Below are 19955 nucleotides of genomic sequence, written 5' to 3' on the forward strand. Positions count from 1 at the left end.
GCTGCTTCGCCTCAGTGCGCCGCGCCGTTGATGGCGAGACCTGCCGGGCGTGCTTCGAAGCGGTACTGAAGATGCGTCGGATAATGCGGATCCACTTCGCGCACCAGCCGGTCGATTTCCCGGCCGAGTTCACTGCAGCCTTCCACCCCGAGCAGCTGGGTGGCTTTCGCGATTCCCTCGCCGAATTTCTCGACCATCAGTGCCGCCAGCGCCGGCGTTTCCACGCCTCGGGCGACGTCGCTGAGACGATGCGCCGCATAGCGCCGGATCTCCACGATCAACGCCTTGATCTCGTCATTTGTCATTTTCCAGCCTCGACTGTCGGCAGCCGCGCCGAAGTGCGGCCCGTACGACGTCACCGCCCTGTTCACCGGCAATAACGCTCCCTACACTTAGAACTCCGAATGCTCTAACGAGTCCATCATGCTGCTTGTATTTCAGCACATGCCGCGTCAAGAACCCGCAAAACCGGACGGGGTAGCTGCAAAGATTGTGTAATGGGGCGCGGCGTTGTAGTGGCAGCGGGAAGATGAAAGGCTTATGTACGCTGTTTCGGCACATCTGAAAGACATATGTACGGGACTTCAAACTATCTTTGCTCTGCCTGGCGAATCATGTTGACTTCCGTTTGTGCGCGCGCCTAAAATCCGGGCGTCTTTACAAAAGGGGCTAATGCCTTGGACTCCAGTAGTTGTCGATCTTCGAATAGTTTCGCTGCCTGACCGGCAGGACGTCCGCGCTCTCTTCTATTAGCCGCCGTCTTGCCAGCAGGCAGACGGTGCGCGCCGTAGCAATACTCCCCGTGCACCTTATAGCGTCATATGAACGCAGCGGCTTCGTGCGTCCGTATGGCACCGTGTCGCGAGCATCAACTCGCGGCACGGTGGCAACGCGTCGAGGCGTTCTTTGCTTGAGAAACGCATGCCGTTTTCGCCTCGCGCGGAGGCAGCACGCCGCTCAGGACATCCAACCCGAGACTGCGCCAACGATAGCGGCGGCGCTAACCAGTGCCGCCACGCCTGACACAAGCCAAAGGTAAAGACCACGCGGACGGTGTTGTCTGGAAAGCGAGGGCACGCTAAGGGCGATAAGCAGGCCGACCACCAGAGGCAACATCAAGGCATTGACCACCTGAGCGGCGACGTTCAACGACACGAGGTTCGGCGCAAGCCAGACAAGATACGCACTGCCGGCGACGGACACGATGTACACGCCGTAAAACCATGGCGCACCGGTGGGACGGTCTTCGAGCGAGCGCTTGTAGCCCGCCACTTCACCGAGCCCCCAGGCGAGCGACAGCGAACAGACGATGGCCGCCACCATCGACGCACCGAGCACACCCGCGCTAAACAGGAAGCGTCCGGCGTGCGGACCGACGACCGTGGCGAGCGCGTCGCTGATCTCGCCGACGCTCCCGAGCGCATGCGGTTTGCCGTCACCCGACAGCGTGGCGGCAGCGGCGACCAGCACCGCTGCTGTCAGCAACTGGGTAAGGACGGCGCCCAACGCTGTTTCTGCGCGAGCCGCGCCGTAGTCTTGTGCCGTGAGTTTTTTATCGGCGACCGCAGCCTGTTGATAGAACACCATCCACGGATTGAAGGTCGCTCCGATCAGCGCAGCTGCCATATAACCAAACTGGCGATTGCCGAACGGGAGGCTTTTTATTTGTTGGAAAGCGTTACGGATATCGGGGTGGGCTTTCCAGGCCACCACGAAGAACGTCAACTCGAAGGCGCCGATCAGGATGGCCGCCTTGTCGACGCGCTTGTGCGAGCCGGTCAGCACCACGGCTATCAAGGCAAACACGGCAAGGGGTAAAGTCAGGGAGCGCGACACACCATACATTTCACCGATGCCCGCTACGCCTGTGAACTCCGTGACCAGCGAGCCGAGTACCGCAATCACGAGGCCAGCGGCAGAGATCCATGCCCACACGGGACCGAAGTTCGAGCGGATCAGTTCGCCATGGCCGCGGCCCGCGAATATGCCGAGCCTCACCGTGAGTTCCTGGACCATGTAAAGCAACGGGATCAGGACAAGCAGCACCACCAGTAACTGCAGTCCCCATTGAGCGCCCGCTTGCGCAGCGGTGACGACATTGCCGGCATCGCAATCGGCCAGCATGACGAGCAGGCCGGGGCCCCAGAGGGCAAGCCAACGCAGATTGCGGGAGGTCTTCGGTTTGGGCAGAGATGCACCGGACATGCGTTATGAAAAGAAGCAAAGGTTGAGTTGAACGAGCGTGGCCGCGCATCGCCATGCGGCCTGATTTCCACGCATGGGGACATGCGTGACACCGTACGATAGCAGGAGTGTGGCGAGAGTACCGGGAACGCCCCCGGTCGTAGCCGCTCGGGCAGGCGCTGCGCGCACCCACACACAAGATGAACAGGGAACCATGACACTCGATTTTGTTATCCGCCTGCTTGCCGCATTTGCGTGCGGCATTGCCATCGGCCTCGAGCGCCAGATGCGGCAACGCACCGCCGGGCTGCGCACCATTACGCTCGTCGCGAGCGGCGCGTGTCTGTTCGTCACACTTGGCGTGTTGACCGGAAACGGCACCGGGGTCACGCAAATTGCCTCGTATGTGGTGTCCGGCGTCGGCTTTCTCGGTGGCGGCGTCATCATGCGCGACAAGGGTTCGATTCAGGGCATCAATACGGCAGCGACGCTTTGGTGCGCGGCGGCCGTCGGCGTACTATGCGGCGCGGGACACTACGGTCCCGCCCTCGCCGGGACCGCGATCGTGCTTATCACCAACACCGTGCTGCGCGAAGTGAGCCGTGCCATCAACACCGCGCCAGTGTCGGCGGCTGACCTCGTGCGCGACTACACGCTGACTGTAGTGTGCCGCGAGGAGGACGAAATCCATATCCGCGCAGCACTGTCCAATTCGATGTCGTCGACGCCGTTATCGTTTCAGAGTCTCACGAGCCGCGACTACGAGAACGATCCACGACGTATCGAAGTCACCGCGACCCTTAAGCTGCATCCGAAGGATCAACCCAAGCTCGAGCACATCGCCAGCCGGCTGAGCATGGAAAAAGGCGTGTCGAGCGTGAGCTGGCTGGGGCTTGAAGCGCAGCCGACGCCGGAATAAGCGCGGAGACACGCAAAAGCACAGATGCGCCGTATCACGCCATCTGCACTTTTCCAGCGCTGATGTGCCCTCTATACTCGGACACAGAGCGGCACCTCTGCCGTACCGGAGTTCCGATGCACAACCCAAAACTCGCCTGTTCCAATGGAGGCATGGTTACCAGTCCACATGCGCTGGCCAGCGCCGCGGGGCTCGATGTGCTGCGCACAGGCGGCAATGCAATCGAGGCGGCGATCGCCATCGGCGCAGCGCTAAGCGTGACCTACCCGCATTTCACCGGCCTCGGTGGTGACGCATTCTGGGTGATCGGCGATCGCAACGGCCTGTTGCGCACCGTGTCGGGCATCGGCCAGGCGGCGGCCGCACTGCCTGCGTTCTCCGGCGCCATCCCTGTGCGCGGCGCAGCAGCCGCGCTAACCACAGCGGCAACCGTCGACACATGGGATCAGGTGTATGCGATCAGCCAGTCTGCATGGCAAGGCCAAACGCCCTGGTCGACGCTGTTCGCAAAGGCGATCGATTACGCTTCCAACGGCTTTCCCATCACGCCCTCGCAGCACTTCTGGCAAAGTCTGCGTGCGGGCGAACTGCAGGCACTGCCGGGCTTCTCGAAGACGTTTGCACCAGACGGCCGGATTCCTGCCATCGGCGATCGCTTCGTTCAACCCGCGCTGGCACGTAGCCTCGAGCACATCGCGCGCTTCGGTGCGCGCGAGTTTTATGAGGGCGAACTGGCCGGGCGAATCGCGCGCGGCTTGCAGGAAGCCGGCTCGCCACTGACACAAGCCGACCTCGCGAAAACCCGCGCACGCGACGAGCCTCCCGTGCGCGTCGCCTATCGTGGCGGCGAGCTGGTGAGCATGCGTCCGCCCACGCAAGGTGTCACGACCTTGCAGATCATGGGCATCCTCGAACGCTTCGATCTCGGATCCATCGCAGAAGGCAGCGCCGACTATTACCATCTGCTTGTGGAAGCGGTGAAGTGCGCGTTCATCGACCGGGACCGCTTCGTCTGCGATCCGGATTTCCGGACTGTACCGGTCGACACGATGCTCACGGATGCCACGCTCGACGCTCATGCCCGCTCCATCAGCATGCAGACCGCGCGTCCCTGGCCGCATGTGTTTCGCCCCGGCGACACGGTGTTCATCGGCGCCACGGATCGCGACGGCCGCAGCGTCAGCGTCCTGCAGACGGTCTACTTCGACTGGGGCAGTGGCGTCGTCGCAGGCGACACCGGGATTCTGTGGCACAACCGCGGCGCATCGTTCAGCACCGATCCCACGCATCACAATGCATTGCAGCCTGGCAAGCGGCCATTTCACACGCTTAACCCCGGCATGTATCTGAAGGATGGACGTCCGCACCTGCTGTTCGGCACGCAAGGAGCAGATGGTCAACCGCAAACGCTCGCGGCCGTGCTCACGCGCGTGATCGACTACGGCATGGACCCGCTCAGCGCCCTCGCCCGTCCGCGCTTTCTACTCGGCAAGACCTTCTCGGACACACGCGATGCGCTCAAACTCGAAGAGGATGCCGGCCCCGACGTATTCGCGGCGCTGGCCGCACGCGGTCATGATGTGAGCGCGATCCCGGCACAAAGTCCGCTTGCGGGCCATCCCGGCGCGATACGAATCGATGCGGACGGCACCGCCTACGGTGCGCACGACCCGCGCAGCGATGGCCGGGCCATGAGCGTTGAAGACGTAGACGCTGCGCCCTGAACGCGATCTGGCGACGGGCCACCGCGAGTAGTCAGGCCTCGGTCATCCCCAGCAATTGCGCGAGGCTCTTCTCACCCGGCATGCGCGATGTTTCGATACGCTCTTCCAGCTCGCGCAGATGCGAGGTCATGCGGGCGACCGCACCCGCTGCATCGCGCGCCTCGATGCAATCGACGATCGCCGCATGTTCGTCGTGCTCGCACGGCGCATTGCCCGGTGCTTCGTACACCCCAACAATCAGCGAAGTACGCGAAATCAGCTCCGTCAAATAGTTTTGCAGGATCGAGTTGCCGGCCAGCGCACCGATGCGCAAATGAAAGCAGCTCGTCAGGCGGGCCCACGCCGGTTGGTCGAAGCGGTGCATTGCCTTGTGCTCCTCGGCAAGCTGCTGCCGCAGTGCTTCGATATCGCGGGCACTGGCCTTCTCCACAGCCAGTTCCACGAGCGTGCGCTCCAGCGCGCGGCGTGCCTCGAAAATCTCGCGGGTTTCCTCGGGAGTGGGCGCTGCGATCACCGCACCCTTGTTAGGCCGCAGGACGACGATACCGTCATAGGCCAGCTTCTCGAGCACCCGCCGCACGACCGCGCGCCCTACTCCGAACAGCTGGCATAGCTGCGGCTCCGGCAGCTTCGTGCCCGGCGTCAGACGATGGTCGAGCACACCGTCGAAGATCGACTGATAGATGCGGGCTTCCACCGCAGTGTCGTCTTCGGCATCATGGTCTTTGGTCTTCTGCCCGGTGGCGGCCGCCTTGGATTTCACGGTCATAGTGTTCTCTGATGTGTGCCCGCGTTGCGCTCCACTTCATCCATGTGTGCCACGATGCCCCCTGGCGTGGTCACCCACACGTCACCGCTCGAACGTGCCGCGGCAATATGCTGGAGCGCACGGCGCAGATGACGGAGCCGGTAAGGCTGCCCCACCAGATAGGGGTGCAGGGCAATCCCCATCACCAGCGCCTGGGGCGTGCTGCCGCGGTTGGCCTGCTCGAGCATTTCGTCGAACTGATCGACGATCATGTCGGCAAACGCGCACGCGTCCATCTGCCGGCCCACCAGCATCGGCAAGTCGTTCAGTTCCTGCGGATAAGGAATCGACCATAGCGGTGCACCACGGGTCGCCATGCGCACAGGCCGGTCGTCGTGGCACCAGTTCAGTGTGTAGCGATAGCCGGTCTGCGCGAGCAGATCAGGCGTCAGGTGCGATTCGGAGATCCACGGCGAGAGCCAGCCCGAAGGCGCCGTGCCGCTTTGCGCCGCAATCCGTTCGCGGCAATGCACGAGCAGCTCGCGCTCGGCGTCTTCGTCGAGATCGCTCTGCCGGTGCGCGTTGGTGTGTCCATGGCCGATCAGTTCGTCGCCACGTGCAACGCAGGCGGCAATCAACTCCGGGCAGTGATCGTAGAGCGCTGTATTGATGAGCGTACCCGCCGGCATCTCGAGCTGGTCGAACAGTTCGAGGCAACGCCATGCGCCCACCCGGTTGCCGTATTCGCGCCAGCTGTAATTGAGCACATCCGGCTGCGGCGAAATGGGTCCGAGCGCCGCGCCGAGCCCCTCGCCAAAAGCAAAGTGTTCGATATTGAAGCCCAGATACACCGCAAGTCCGGTGTCTCCCGGCCAGCGAAAGCCGTCGGTATCCGTAATAGGCCGATAAGGAAAGCGCCCATGCGTTGCGATCGGGTCGCGGGCGCGATCGCGCGCTTCAGGCATGTTCCGTGAGTCTGTCATTTCAAATGAGCCATGAGTAACGGTTTGCGCTCCACATGAACCGGTTTGGCGTTGCCATGCCCCGCAACGGACCGAAGACGCACCGCTATTGCGCAAGAACGGGGCTTCAGATCGTTAGCGATTCGAGCTTCCGATCGTTTGCAATATGTGAGCCAACTTGCAGACATTAGACAGCGCAACGCGTTGGCGATTGTCAGGGCCGAGTCGAAGCGCATGGCATATGTCTTGCATTTGAGAGGTTCGCACGCGATCCGCCTGTACCGTTCACGAGGACCTCTTCTTCATGATCCAGCCTGCTTCAACCGTGCTCCACACGGAGGCCGCCGATATCGAGCTGGTGCACGTCTCGAAGCAATACGGCGATGCACTCGCCGTCGACGCGATCGACCTGCGCATACCGGGCGGCCAGTACTGTTGTCTGCTCGGCCCGTCCGGATGCGGCAAGACATCGACGCTCAGGATGATCGCGGGACATGAATCGGTCACCGAGGGCGACATACTGCTTGGCGGGCGCAACGTCACCCGCGAAGAACCCGCGGCGCGCGGCACGGCGATGGTATTTCAGAGCTATGCCCTGTTTCCCCACCTGAGCGCGCTCGACAACGTCGCGTTCAGCCTGAAGATGCGCGGCGTCGCGAAAGAAGCACGCCGCAAGCGTGCCGGCGAACTGCTGGAACTGGTCGCCATGTCCGCGTACGCCGAACGCAAGCCCGCGCAATTGTCCGGTGGCCAGCAACAACGCGTCGCGCTCGCGCGGGCACTGCTGAACCAGCCGCGCTGCCTGTTGCTCGACGAACCGCTCTCGGCGCTCGACCCGTTCCTGCGCGTACAGATGCGCGCCGAGCTCAAGCGCTGGCAGAAGGAGCTCGGCATCACCTTCGTGCATGTCACGCACTCCCAGGAAGAGGCGATGGCGCTGGCCGATCTGGTCGTCGTGATGAGCCATGGTCATATTGAACAAAGCGGCACCCCGCACGAAGTCTTCAACCGTCCGCGTACCGAGTTCGTGGCGCGTTTTCTCGGCGGCCACAACGTATTCAGTACCAATGGGCGCCTGTTTACCGTGCGTGCGGACCATTTGCGCGTGGTGCCGCATGGCGTCACACCTGTTCAGGCGGCCGCAGGCGACGGCGGTCTCGCGCGGATCGGCGGCGTGCCCTGCACCGTACGCGAAGCCGAATACCAGGGGACCCATCTGCGCATGACACTCGTGCCACTCGACGGCTCACCGGAACTCGTCTCACTCGTGAGCGACGCCGACTACGACCCCGCGCGGCTCGGACCCGAGGCACGGGTGGTCGTGTGGTGGAACGAGCAGGATGCTCATCCGCTGGCCGCCTAAGCCGTCTCTTTTGGGTTACCCAGACCAGCCTTTACCGTTTTTTGTCACACCCCACCAGAACGTCATATGAGCAGAACGTCACCTGAGGAGAATGCAATGAGTGAGCAGAACGAGCGCCCGGCCGCGGCCGAATCCGAGCTGACGGACAAAGGCCAGAAGCGCCGCACGCTCATCAAGGGCGCGGTTGCAGCGGCCGGCATTGCCGGCTTCCCGTACGTGCATGCGCAAGAGAAAATCGTATTGCGCTATCTGGGCACGGCCGTCAACCAGAGCTCCGACATCGCGAAGAAGTTCAAGGAAGATACCGGCATCGAGATTCAATATATTCCGGTCACGACCGACGACGTCGCCAAACGCATCATCACGCAGCCCAATTCGTTCGATATCGTCGATACCGAATATTTCTCGCTGAAGAAGCTGATTCCCGCGGGCACGCTCGCAGGTATGGACGCAAAGAAGATCAAGCTCGCCGACAAGATCACGCCGGTGCTTACCAAGGGCGAAGTGAACGGCAAGAAGATCGGCGACCAGGGCACTGCGCCGAAGAAGGTGATGTTCCTGACGGGTCCGCGCTCCACCGAGTTCTCGGCCACACCAACCGAGTGGATGACGCTGATTCCGACCACCTATAACGCGGACACGCTCGGTATTCGGCCTGACCTGATCAAGCGCCCTATCAACAGCTGGGCCGAATTGCTGAACCCCGAGTTCAAGGGCAAGGCAGCGCTGCTCAACATTCCCGCGATCGGCATCATGGATTCGGCGATGGCCATCGAAGCGATGGGCCACGTCAAGTACGGCGACAAGGGCAACATGACCAAGGCCGAGATCGATCAGACCATCAAGATCCTGATCGACGCCAAGCGTTCCGGCCAGTTTCGCGCTTTCTGGAAGGACTTCAACGAGAGCGTCAACCTGATGGCCTCCGGCGAAGTGGTGATCCAGTCGATGTGGTCACCGGCCGTGACGAAGGTGCGCACGATGGGCGTTGCCTGCAAGTTCCAGCCCCTCAAGGAAGGTTATCGCTCGTGGGCCTCGGGCTTCGCCTTCCCGCGCTCGCTGACAGGCCGCAAGCTCGATGCCGGCTACGAGTTCGTCAACTGGTTCCAGGACGGCTGGGCGGGTGCCTATCTGATGCGTCAGGGCTATTACTCAGGTGTGCTCGAGACCGCGAAGACGCACATGCAACCGTACGAGTGGGACTACTGGATCGAAGGCAAGCCGGCCGCGCAGGACATCCATGCGCCGGACGGGCAGTTGCTGGAGAAAGCGGGCACCGTGCGCGACGGCGGCTCGTACGACGAGCGCATGGGTGCGATTGCGTGCTGGAACGCCGTGATGGACGAGAACATCTATATGGTCCAGAAGTGGAACGAGTTCATCGCCGCATAGTTCTTCGCACACCTGTATAAGACAGGCCGCGGTTGCTGCTGCATAACGCGGTAGCAACCGCAGTTTTCCCGACGACGGATATCCCGCCATGGCATCGATCGAGCTTTCCACCCACGCGCAGGATCAACCGGTGCGGCACCGCCGCACGCCGGCCTGGCTGCAGGCGACGCCGCTGACGCTGACCTTCCTGCTGTTCTTCATCGTGCCGCTCGTCATTACGTTGATCGTCAGCTTCTGGGACTACAACGAATATCAGATCATCCCCGCCTTCACGCTGAAAAACTACCGGGCGATTTTCGACGGCTGTTCGTCGATGACGGATATGTGCGTCACCTTCAAGACGTACCTGTCCACCATCAAATTCTGCGTGATCGTCTGGGCGGTGACGCTCGTACTGGGTTTCTCGATTGCCTACTTTCTGGCCTTCCACGTGCGCACGACGGCGATGCAGACCATCCTGTTCCTGATCTGCACGATTCCGTTCTGGACGTCGAACGTTATCCGCATGATCTCGTGGATCCCGCTGCTCGGCCGCAATGGCCTCGTCAACCAGGCGCTGCTTGGCGCGCATCTGATCGACGCGCCACTCGAATGGCTGCTGTACTCGAATTTCTCGGTGGTGCTCGCCTTCGTCCACCTTTTCACATTCTTCATGATCGTGCCGATCTTCAACGCGATGATGCGGATCGACCGTTCGCTCCTCGAAGCGGCGCGCGACGCTGGCGCCAGCGGCTGGCAGGTGATCCGCGACGTGGTGCTGCCGTTATCCAAAACCGGCATTGTGATCGGCTCGATCTTCGTGATCACCATCGTGATGGGCGACTTCCTGACCGTCGGCGTGATGGGCGGCCAGCAGATCGCTTCGGTCGGCAAGATCATTCAGGTGCAAACCGGTTATCTGCAGTTTCCGGCGGCGGCGGCCAACGCGATCATCCTGCTCGCCGTGGTGTTGATGATCGTGTGGGGTTTGACGCGGGTGGTCGACATCCGCAAGGAGCTTTGACATGCAGATCGCCCGCCGCAAGCATCGCGAGCGCCGCCCGGCCAGTTTCTACTGGCTGGCGCTGCTGTTCGGGCTATTCGTGCTGTTTCTGTATGGCCCCGTCATCACCATCTTCATTCTCTCGTTCCAGGGACCGGAAGGCGGCCTCACGTTCCCGATGCGCGGCGTCTCGCTGCACTGGTTCTCGGTGCTGCGCGACGGCGTCGGCGATATCGATATCTGGGCAGCGTTTTTGCGCTCGGTGCGCCTCGCGCTGGCCGTGACGGTGTTGACCGTGCTGTTCTCAGTGGCAGCGGGACTCGCGTTCCGCAAGCGGTTTCGCGGCGATACGGCGGTGTTTTATGTGTCGGTGGCGAGCCTGATCATGCCTTCGATCATCGTGTCGCTTGGCATCGGCCTGACGTTTCGTCTGCTCGATAGCGGTATCAAGTATCTGGCCACTGCTTTGGGCAACCAGGCATTCGTCGACAACTATTCCACCACGATGGGGCTGTTCACCTCGGCACTCGGTGCGCATCTGACGTGGACCTTGCCGTTCGGTCTGCTCGTGATGTTCGCCGTATTCAACCGCTTCAATCCGGCCTACGAAGAAGCGGGACGCGATCTTGGCGCGACGCCATGGCAAAACTTCAGGCATATCGTGCTGCCGATCATCGGGCCTTCCGTGATCGGTGTGGCCATGTTTGGCTTCACGCTTTCGTGGGACGAGATTGCCCGGACCTCGCAGGCTATCGGCGATCAGAACACGTTGCCGTTGGAATTGCAGGGACTTACTACGTCGGTGACGACACCGGTGATCTACGCGCTCGGCACGATGACCACCGTGTTGTCGCTCACGGTAATGGTGAGCTGTCTTCTCGCTGTGCGCTGGCTTACGCGCAAGCGGCTGGCTGCGGCACTGCGATAGCAGGCACGGGACACCGCCGCTCACGCGTCCCGGGCGCCGTTGACGTCACCCCAGTTTCGCCTGCAACTCGGCCGCGCCGCCGCGGCGATACAGCACCAGCGTCGCCACGAAACCGCAAAGGGCCGCAAAGATCAGCCAATAGGCGGGCGCGGCCTTGTCGCCGGTCATCTCGATCAGGAAAGTCGAAACGGCCGGGGTGAATCCGCCAAAAATTGCGGTTGCCAGACTGAACGCGAGCGAGAAGCCGGCCACCCGCACCTCGACTGGCATCACCTCGGTCAAGGCCGGCACCATCGCACCGTTGTAGGCACCGAAGAAGAACGAGAAATACAGCAGCACGGTCAGCATGCGCAGGAAGCTCGGCGCATGCGCGAGCCATTCCAATGCCGGATACGCCGTCACGATGGCCAGCGCGGAAATGAACAGCAGCAGAGGACGCCGGCCGATACGATCCGAGATCGCCCCGCCGATAGGCAGCCAGATAAAGTTCGATACGCCCACCAGCAGCGTGACGACGAGCGCGTCCGATGTGCTCAGATGCAGCACGGCGCGACCGAAGGTCGGCGTATAGACGGTGATCAGGTAGAACGTGGTCGTGGTCATCGCGACCATCATCATCCCGGCAATGACGGTCTTCCAGTTGGTCAGCATCGAGCGGAACACTTCAGCCGTCGCCGGATGATGGCGGCGTGCCTGGAACTCAGCGGTTTCCTGCAGCGAGCGGCGCAGCACGTACAGGAACGGCACGATCATGCAACCGATCAGGAACGGCAGGCGCCAGCCCCAGGCACCGATCTGCGCAGACGTCAGCAGCAGGTTCAGCGCATAGCCGAGCGCCGCCGCCACGACGATCGCTACCTGCTGGCTGGCCGACTGCCATGACGTGTAAAAGCCTTTCTTGCCGGGTGTCGCCATTTCGGCCAGATAGACCGAGACGCCGCCCAGCTCCGCTCCCGCGGAAAAGCCCTGCAGCAGACGGCCCAGAAGGACCAATGCCGGCGCCAGCAGACCGATCGTGGCGAAGCCCGGCACAATCGCGATCAGGATCGTGCCGCTCGCCATGATCGCCAGTGTGACGATCAGGCCGCGGCGGCGCCCCACCTTGTCGATATATGCGCCGAGAACGATCGCCCCTAACGGCCGCATCAGGAAACCGGCCCCGAAGACAGCGAAGGTCTGCATCAGCGAGGCGAACTCGCTGGCGGCCGGAAAAAACGTCTTCGCGATGTACGTGGCGTAGAAGCCGAACAGGAAGAAGTCGAATTGTTCGAGGAAATTGCCGCTCGTCACGCGCAGTACCGCGCCGAACTTCGAAAGACGCGGAGCGGTACCGCCAGGCGCCTCGGTGGGTTGAACGGATTCCATGTCGTCTCCTGAATCGTTAAATGCGCAATTAATCATTATTCTGCTAGCGCAAGTGTACGACGTCAGGTGTCCTGCCGCCAGCCGGGGGCAGCCCCTGGTGTCCTGCGTGACGCCCTACTGCCTTGTTGGCGGGGCGATCCGGTCAACCGTCGGCCAGACCATCTCCAGCTCCAGCGCAATCGAGCGCGCAAGCCCCTCCATATCCGGAAACAACGACGCGTTGGTAATGTTCATCCGGTAGAGTGCACGCATCGCATCGTCCCGGACCGCGCGCGGCAGGACGATCTTGCGCAGCAGTTCGTCATCGCTTGAGTAATTGTTAAGGATTTCATCAAGCGGCTTTTGCAGCAAACCGGGCAAGACGAAGGTGCCGGCCTGGGCAATCAGCCGCTGATCCATCTCCGACGGCTCGCCAAACCAGATCACCGGATTCTTGTCGGTCAGAAAGAATTTTTCGAAGTTGCCTTTGCGGCGCGGATCGATCATGTCGCGCGTGAGATGCGGCGTGCTCGCCGGAATGGCGCGGTTGGTCCATAGGGCCGGCGTATTCACCGCGAAAATCGCGGCGTCCGAAACCGCGCGCTCCAGCGCAAAGAAAGCCGCAACGAAGGGCGACTTCGTGAAATCGAGCATCCGGGTTGGTGCGCCATGGTGCTGCATCAGGCCGAGGCAGCGCAGATCGTCCGAGAGCGCGCGCACATCGGAGAGATAGTTGTGGGCCTTGCGGCGAAAGATACGAATGGCGCGCTGTTCCTGAATGCGCCATGTCGAGCGGTCGGGCACAAAGGCCGCAAGGTAACGTGACAGCGAACTCTGCAACAACCAGTTGGCATCCTGCTGACCACGAAATGCCCAGCCATCGAGCTCAGCAGTCAAACTCATGAACTGCTGCCAACTCGAAACCACCGTCGTCTTCACCTTGCTCCCCCTCATCTGGTTGCGTCATTCAGTTCGAACCCACCCGATTGGGTCACTCGATCCTGCAGGCCGAATCGCGCGCCGCCATACGCATTGCGCGCTCGAGCGCGCCCGCGTCGTTGCCGTGAACCCGATACAGCGGCTCGCCTGCCGCCACTGTCTGGCCGATCCTGCACAGCAGATCGATGCCAGCGCCGGCGTCTGCGGGCGCGCCCGCTTCGCGCGCGATCTCCGCGATCAGCCAGCCATCGATCGACGTGACGATGCCTGCATGCGTCGCCATGACATCACGGACCTCTCGTGCAGGTAACGCCGGCGGTGCATGCCGCCCCTGCGAATCGACGATCCGTTCGAACGCCGCGCGCGCTGCACCGCTTGCCAGCAGCTCTGCGGCAATCCGCTTGCCGTCGGCTACGTCCTGCACATCCGGTGCCCATGCCAGAATATGCGCGGCAAATGTCAATGCCTTGTCACGCAGGTCGACGGGCGCGTCGGGATGGTTATCGAGCACCAGACCCACGTCGCGGACCTCGAGTGCAGGGCCGATACCGCGGCCGATCGGCGCCGTGCCATCGGTCACCAGCGCCTTGACCGTCAACCCCAGCCCATTGCCGACGTATTCGAACAGATCGCCAAGCGAGCGCGCTTCCTCGCTGGTTTTCAGCTTGGCGCGCGGCCCGCACGGAAGATCGACCATTACGTGCGTCGATCCAGCAGAGCACTTTTTCGACAGGATCGACGCCACCGACCAACGGTTGGACGCCAGCCCAAGCGGCCGCGTGAATGCGTTGATCCGCTCGTCGACCAGCGAATGATTCAGACGGCCATTCCACGCAATGCAGGCCCGCGCTTCATGGACGCAGCGCCGCACGTCCTCCGCCGTCAGGTCGACGCGCGCGAGCGTCTCCATCGCATCGGCGGTGCCGGCCGCGGAGGTAATGGCGCGCGAGGAAGTCTTCGGCATCGCCAGGCCGTAGGCCGCGACAATCGGCACCACGATCAGCGTGATCCGGCTGCCGGGAATGCCGCCCATCGAATGCTTGTCGACGACAATCGGTTCGTTCCACTCTATGCGCGGCATCAGCCTGGTGCGGGTTTTGGCAAGCGCCAACACCTCCGCGTCGCTCAGATGCTCGCACGCATGCAGCAGAAAGCGGTTGATGTCGCTCTCGGCGTAGCGCAACGCCAGCATGTCGTCGAACAACGCATCGTATTGAGCCTCATTGAGCGCGTCGCCCGCCAGCTTGGCACGCAGAAACGGGGCACTCGCAGGTGGTGGAAGAATGGCGCGTTCGAGCGCTGCAATGAAACGCGCGATGCCTTGCTGCAACGTGCCGTCATTGAAAACCTGCACGGTGGGCACATCCGCCGTATGCGCTTCAACCTGGCGTTGCACTCTCAGGCGCACCTGCTCGGGTGTTTCCCGGCCACGCGCCAGAATCCGCGCGGCCAGCATTTCATGCGGCGCACTCACTTCGATCACCACCATGCCCGGCACCCGCGCCGCCAACTCCGCAATCATGCCGCGCGAGCCGTTTGCAATCACATGCCGGCCTTCGGCCAATACGTCGAGCAATTCACGCCGCAGGCCATAGCGTAGACCGTGTGCCGACCAGGTGATCAGGAAAGCACCGGTACGCTCGAGTTCGGCGAATGCCGCTTCATCGAGCGCTTCGTGATTCTCGCCAGGCGACCCCGCAGGCCGGGTAATCACGCGACGGGCAAAGCAGAACCGGTCTGCGAGATGACGCGCGCCCTCGATCAGCGCATCCTTGCCGGCGCCGCTCGGACCCACCACGAAGAAGAGAATGCCGGAGGCCATGAGCCGCTTATCCGACCTGCCCGATCCATTGGCTCATCACTCGGCCTCGTCGAGACCAATGTCGACGCACGCCGCCGCCTGATTGATCTTGCTGGTGGAGATGTAATCCACGCCGGTCTTCGCCACCGCACCGATGGTCGCGAGGCTGATGCCCCCGGACGCTTCCAGCAACACGCGTCCGCCGACCAGTTCCACCGCGCGGGTCATGTCCTCGACGGACATGTTATCGAGCATGATCACATCGACACCGGCATCCAGCGCCTCCTTGACCTGCTCAAGGCGGTCGCATTCGACTTCCAGCTTGGTCAGCACCGGCAATTGCCGGCGCGCACGCTGCACGGCCTTGGCGATGCCGCCGCACACGGCAATATGGTTGTCCTTGATCATCACACCGTTATCGAGCCCGAGACGGTGATTCAGGCCGCCACCGCAGGTCACCGCGTGCTTTTCCAGCATGCGCAGACCCGGCGTGGTTTTGCGTGTATCGATCAGACGCGCCCGCGTGCCGGCCACCGCCGCAACATATTGCTCGGTGAGATTGGCAATCCCCGACAGCCGTTGCACGATATTGAGCGCAGTGCGCTCAGCCGTCAGTACGCTGCGCGCCGTGCCGCTCACATTGAGCATCACCGTGCCCCGCTCCACCTTTTGCCCGTCTTTCACACGCACCGACACTTCGAGCGTCGGGTCATAGCGTTTGAAGATGCGCGCCGCCACGTCGATGCCGGCCACGATCAGTGTCTCGCGCGCGTTCATGAAGAAAGCGCCGGTCTCGTCCGCTTCGATCATCAGTTGCGCAGTGAGGTCGCAATAGCCGATATCTTCGGTTAGCCAAAGATCGATCAGGCGATCCGTCTGGAATACGTCGTACATTTTGTCTTCCTTTCCAGGTGAAATGGAATTTGGTTGTTCATAACCGGTGAAGCGCCGTTCATCGGTGCTTCATGCGCCGGTCGGCCATCATCAGGAGGCCGTTACATGCGAGGGCAAACACGGTAAGAAACAGGGCAACTGCCATGATCGTGCGGATATCCCCAAGGTTCATCGCACTGGTCAGCATATAACCTAGCCCGCGCTGCGAGGCGAACATCTCGCCGATCAGCACGCCCAGTAAAGTCAACGAGAAGCCGAGCCGCAGGCCGGCAACCACCTCCGGAAAGATCGCCGGCAGCACGACATGCACAATCGTACGGAAAAACGACAGACGCATGGTCTTCGACGCACGCAGATAGCCCGGCCGCATCTGGCGGATCGCATTCATCGTGAACATCAGGATCGGAATCAGGCCGTGCATCACGCCAAAAGCCACCTTCGCCGACAGGCCGAGGCCAAATACGAGCAACACCAGGGGATACAACGTCACCTTCGGCAGCGAATACAGGTTCAACAGAATCGGCTCCGCGACGCGGCCCGACATGCGGTTGATGCCGAACAGCACGCCGAGCGCCACCCCGCCTATGAGCGCTATCACGAGTGCATAGACAAGGGCACGGGCGGTCTCCGCGACGTTGCCCCAGAACGCTTCAGTGCCGAGCATCTGGGCCAGCGCCTCGAGCGTGCTCCATGGCGAACTCAACGAATGCTCGCCGATCGCCCAATGCAGGCATTGCCAGCACACGACAATGGCCAGCGCAACCAGCAGCGGATCGAGGAATTTTTTCATGGTGGCGTCTCCGCTATACGCAGCGCTAGCGTTGCCGGCGCGACTGAAACCGTTGATCGATCCGGTTCAGCACAGCGTTGACGAGCGTCACCAGCACGAGCACGAACAGCATCAGCGAATACATGTCGTCGTTCTGGAAGTTGTTGTACGCGTAACCGATTGCATAGCCGATACCCGAACCGGACAGGATGAATTCCGATGCGATCACGCCGATGAACGCATAGGCCACCGCAAGCTTCACGCCGGTGAACAGATACGGCAGCGTGGCAGGCAGCTTGATATGAAGCGCGCAACGCCACGGCGAAAGACGCATCACCTGAGCGCTTTTATGCAAGGCGCGCGGAATGCGGTCGAGTCCGTTTAGCGTCGCGGTAATCATCGTCACCACCGAAAGCATCACGGCAATGGCAATGATCGGCAGCGAGCCAACGCCGAGCACGACGATAAAGATGGGATAGAAAATGAAGGTCGGGATGGCGTAGTAGCTCGATAGCAGCGGTTCGATCGAGCGGCGCAGCGACGGTAACGCGTGAATGCCGAGACCCAGGACGAAACCGAGCAGCACGGAGACAACCGACGCGGCGACGATCTCGATCAGACTCGTAACAATGTCATGATCGAATTTGCCGCCGCGCAGCAGCTCGATGCCATGCGTGAACATCGCGGACGGCGCAATCAGCACGCTCGGCGCAATGATGCCGCTGCGGCACAGCAGCTCGATCAGTACGATGAAGCCAACCACTACAGCGATACGGATCAGACTTTCCGTCTTCACTTCGAACTCCCAGGTTCGCATAGAAATACTGCGAAAAACACTGCGCACCTAGTGCGCGCCCATCACCTTCAATGATTCGACACGCAGCTTCTCCCACAGGCGGGCATTGATCTCGCCGAAGCGCGGTGTCGAGACGACGCGGCTATCGCGCGAACGCTCCCAGCCGGTCTCGACGATATCGATGAAGAGCCCGGGCCGCGCCGACATCACGCCGACCCGGTCGGACAGCATCGCCGCTTCGTCGAGTGCGTGGGTGATCAGCAGCACCGTGGCAGACGTTTCGCGCCACAGGCGCAGCAACTCGTCGCCCATCAGCAGGCGTGTTTGCTGATCGAGCGCGCCGAACGGCTCATCGAGCAAAATCAGGCGAGGCTGCAACACCAGCGTTCGGGCGATGCACACGCGTTGCCGCATGCCGCCCGACAACTGCGAAGGATACGCCTTGGCGAAATCCTTCAGGCCCATGAAACCCATCGCATAGTCAACCCGCCGCTGAATCTCGGCGCCATCCACGCCCGCCATGCGCAGTCCGAACGAAATGTTGTCGCGCAGATTCAGCCAAGGAAAAGACGCGTCTTCCTGGAACACGACGCCTACTCCATCGGGCACGCCCGTCACAGGTTGTCCTTCGAACATTACCGTGCCGGAGCTGGGTCTGGAGAGTCCCGCAAGCGCATCGAGCAGAGTGGACTTGCCACATCCGGACGGACCGACCACCGAGAAGAACTCGCCCTTGGTCAGCGTGAGATCGATCGGGCCGAGCGCATGAAACAGTTCCTTCGAATCGCTGCGCGTGAAATAGCGGGTAACGCCGGTTAGCTCGACATGCGCCTCGGGCGAGGCCGGCGCCTGTTGCGCAGGCGACTCGACAACCTGCAGTGTCGGATGACCGTTGCGTGCCTTCATAGCGTACTCTTCGCTTTCAGATCGGGGGGCAGAAAGCTCGTGTCGACTAGCTTCGACCAGTCGACATCGCCGTTCAGCTCGCCTACAAGCTTCAGGCCGTCCGTCATGCGGTCAAGTTCACCGCGGTTGAATTCACCGTCGCTCCACATGCGTGACTTGACCATGTTGTCGACGGCTTCGCGTGCGACGTCTGGCGTGAGTTTGAAGCTTGTCTCCAGTAGTTTCGCGGCGCCGGCCGGATCCGCGTACAACGCATCCACACCCGCACGCCGCCCGGCAATGATCGCGCGCAACTCATCCGGATGGGACCTGGCGAACTCGCGGGTGGTAATGCCGACCGAGGTGGTCATGGGCTGCAGAATGTCGCCCGCCCGATACACGGTGCGGTAATTGGCTTTGCGCACAATTGAAAGCGGTTCAATCAGCACTGCACCGGAGACGGCCCCCTGCTCAAGCATCGTCAGACCGTTAACGTAGCCACCCGAGGCGACGCGGGTCACCTTGCCTGCGTCGACGCCCTTTTGCTTGAGCACCATCAGCAACAGCATTTCGGACACGCCTCGGGGCGACGTAATCGCGACCTTCTTGCCGGCCAGATCGGCAACGGTTTGCACGTTGCCGTTGGGCATGGCAACCATCGACGCCTCCGCGACGCTGCGCGTGCCGACATTCACGATGACGAGATCCATCCCCTGGCGCTGCGCGGCGAGCGCGGCCGCGACTGCGACTTCGCCGTACGGCGTCTTGCTGGCGAGGATATTGCGCACGGTCGTGCCGCCGCCGCTCGAGGTGAGAATGCCGGTGATGTCGACGCCGGCCTTCTTGAACAGGCCTCTGTCCATCGCGACGGCATACGGAAGGCCGTAGAGGCTGCTGCCCCACTGCGTGACGGAGATTTCATCCGCCTGCGTGACGCTGACGGACCCGCAGAACACACCGGCCACCGATAGCAGGAACGACGCGCCGAGCACTGCGCCGATCTGCCTGACGAACCACTTCATATAGAGCACTCCCGATCACGAAATCAGACGGCTATAGAAGCTGGGTACCGCCAAAGCGCTCGATCTATAAGTGTCAAATGAGCGTACACGCGGTAATTCCAAGCTTAGTTGCAACCTCTATGCCACTGTTAGCGGTGTTTACCCGATCCGGTTCAATGGCCGGAAAAAATGCGCCAACCCCTTTAAATTCAACGTTCTGCATTTCGAACGATCGTGCTTGAGGCGCTCAAAGCAAGCGCCGCCGCAGAAACAGGCCGCACCATCAAACAACATGTACACACTATAAATGCGCACTTTTCAGAT

18 protein-coding genes are annotated in these 19955 nt (G+C 61.8%); 6 read left to right on the plus strand and 12 right to left on the minus strand.

The features are described from left to right. Window positions 1-11: 11 nt before the first annotated feature. Window positions 12-305: a hypothetical protein gene (locus P3T24_RS23775; RefSeq protein ID WP_074269394.1), complete on the minus strand. Its 294-nt coding sequence runs from the start codon at window positions 303-305 to the stop codon at window positions 12-14. Between the two features lie 652 nt (window positions 306-957). Further along, window positions 958-2205: an NRAMP family divalent metal transporter gene (locus P3T24_RS23780; RefSeq protein ID WP_429438389.1), complete on the minus strand. Its 1248-nt coding sequence runs from the start codon at window positions 2203-2205 to the stop codon at window positions 958-960. A gap of 193 nt (window positions 2206-2398) precedes the next feature. Between P3T24_RS23780 and P3T24_RS23785 the strand changes: the two genes are divergently transcribed. Both P3T24_RS23785 and ggt read left to right on the plus strand, forming a co-directional pair. Continuing rightward, a complete protein-coding gene (locus tag P3T24_RS23785; RefSeq protein WP_074268122.1) occupies window positions 2399-3103 on the plus strand; it encodes an MgtC/SapB family protein in 705 nt (234 codons plus the stop codon). A gap of 116 nt (window positions 3104-3219) precedes the next feature. Then, window positions 3220-4827: a gamma-glutamyltransferase gene (ggt, locus tag P3T24_RS23790; protein ID WP_429438392.1), complete on the plus strand. Its 1608-nt coding sequence runs from the start codon at window positions 3220-3222 to the stop codon at window positions 4825-4827. Between the two features lie 31 nt (window positions 4828-4858). Here the strand turns inward: ggt and P3T24_RS23795 are convergent, their stop codons facing one another. Both P3T24_RS23795 and P3T24_RS23800 read right to left on the minus strand, forming a co-directional pair. Continuing rightward, window positions 4859-5596 (minus strand): GntR family transcriptional regulator, encoded by a 738-nt coding sequence (locus P3T24_RS23795; protein ID WP_083611687.1) that lies wholly within the window; start codon window positions 5594-5596, stop codon window positions 4859-4861. Continuing rightward, window positions 5593-6558 carry a polysaccharide deacetylase family protein gene (locus P3T24_RS23800; RefSeq protein ID WP_429409710.1) on the minus strand — a complete coding sequence of 322 codons (966 nt, stop codon included), beginning with the start codon at window positions 6556-6558 and terminating at the stop codon, window positions 5593-5595. Before P3T24_RS23800 ends, P3T24_RS23795 begins: the two co-directional genes overlap by 4 nt. A gap of 283 nt (window positions 6559-6841) precedes the next feature. Here P3T24_RS23800 and P3T24_RS23805 point away from each other — a divergent pair, with 283 nt between their 5' ends. From P3T24_RS23805 to P3T24_RS23820, 4 genes are all read left to right on the plus strand, one after another. Then, window positions 6842-7900: an ABC transporter ATP-binding protein gene (locus tag P3T24_RS23805; RefSeq protein WP_429409711.1), complete on the plus strand. Its 1059-nt coding sequence runs from the start codon at window positions 6842-6844 to the stop codon at window positions 7898-7900. A gap of 96 nt (window positions 7901-7996) precedes the next feature. Continuing rightward, window positions 7997-9292 (plus strand): ABC transporter substrate-binding protein, encoded by a 1296-nt coding sequence (locus tag P3T24_RS23810; protein WP_074268118.1) that lies wholly within the window; start codon window positions 7997-7999, stop codon window positions 9290-9292. Between the two features lie 88 nt (window positions 9293-9380). Beyond that, window positions 9381-10295 (plus strand): ABC transporter permease, encoded by a 915-nt coding sequence (locus tag P3T24_RS23815; protein ID WP_074268117.1) that lies wholly within the window; start codon window positions 9381-9383, stop codon window positions 10293-10295. Between the two features lies 1 nt (window position 10296). After that, window positions 10297-11202, plus strand: a complete 906-nt coding sequence (locus P3T24_RS23820) for an ABC transporter permease (protein ID WP_074268116.1) — start codon at window positions 10297-10299, stop codon at window positions 11200-11202. 45 nt (window positions 11203-11247) lie between these two features. On the opposite strand, the gene P3T24_RS23825 is transcribed toward P3T24_RS23820, so the two are convergent. The 8 genes from P3T24_RS23825 to P3T24_RS23860 form a co-directional block, all read right to left on the minus strand. Further along, window positions 11248-12567: an MFS transporter gene (locus P3T24_RS23825; RefSeq protein ID WP_429409712.1), complete on the minus strand. Its 1320-nt coding sequence runs from the start codon at window positions 12565-12567 to the stop codon at window positions 11248-11250. 114 nt (window positions 12568-12681) lie between these two features. Next, window positions 12682-13449: an FRG domain-containing protein gene (locus P3T24_RS23830; protein ID WP_254369008.1), complete on the minus strand. Its 768-nt coding sequence runs from the start codon at window positions 13447-13449 to the stop codon at window positions 12682-12684. Window positions 13450-13537: 88 nt separating this feature from the next. Next, a complete protein-coding gene (phnN, locus tag P3T24_RS23835; protein ID WP_429438395.1) occupies window positions 13538-15307 on the minus strand; it encodes a phosphonate metabolism protein/1,5-bisphosphokinase (PRPP-forming) PhnN in 1770 nt (589 codons plus the stop codon). Between the two features lie 36 nt (window positions 15308-15343). Continuing rightward, entirely contained in the window at window positions 15344-16180 is an 837-nt protein-coding gene (gene nadC, locus P3T24_RS23840; protein ID WP_429288602.1) for a carboxylating nicotinate-nucleotide diphosphorylase, read from the minus strand. A gap of 58 nt (window positions 16181-16238) precedes the next feature. Then, the gene (locus P3T24_RS23845; protein ID WP_429438398.1) at window positions 16239-16970 is read right to left on the minus strand and encodes an ABC transporter permease; all 732 of its coding nucleotides are present in this window, start codon (window positions 16968-16970) and stop codon (window positions 16239-16241) included. 25 nt (window positions 16971-16995) lie between these two features. Continuing rightward, a complete protein-coding gene (locus P3T24_RS23850) occupies window positions 16996-17766 on the minus strand; it encodes an ABC transporter permease (RefSeq protein WP_429438400.1) in 771 nt (256 codons plus the stop codon). A 27-nt stretch (window positions 17767-17793) separates the two neighbouring features. Next, window positions 17794-18651, minus strand: a complete 858-nt coding sequence (locus P3T24_RS23855; RefSeq protein WP_074268110.1) for an ABC transporter ATP-binding protein — start codon at window positions 18649-18651, stop codon at window positions 17794-17796. After that, complete coding sequence (locus tag P3T24_RS23860) at window positions 18648-19652, minus strand: ABC transporter substrate-binding protein (RefSeq protein ID WP_429438403.1); 1005 nt, start codon at window positions 19650-19652, stop codon at window positions 18648-18650. The genes P3T24_RS23855 and P3T24_RS23860 overlap by 4 nt, the downstream gene beginning before the upstream one ends. Window positions 19653-19955 lie beyond the last annotated feature (303 nt).

This window comes from Paraburkholderia sp. GAS33 (assembly GCF_050436645.1).
GTDB lineage: Bacteria > Pseudomonadota > Gammaproteobacteria > Burkholderiales > Burkholderiaceae > Paraburkholderia > Paraburkholderia phenazinium_B.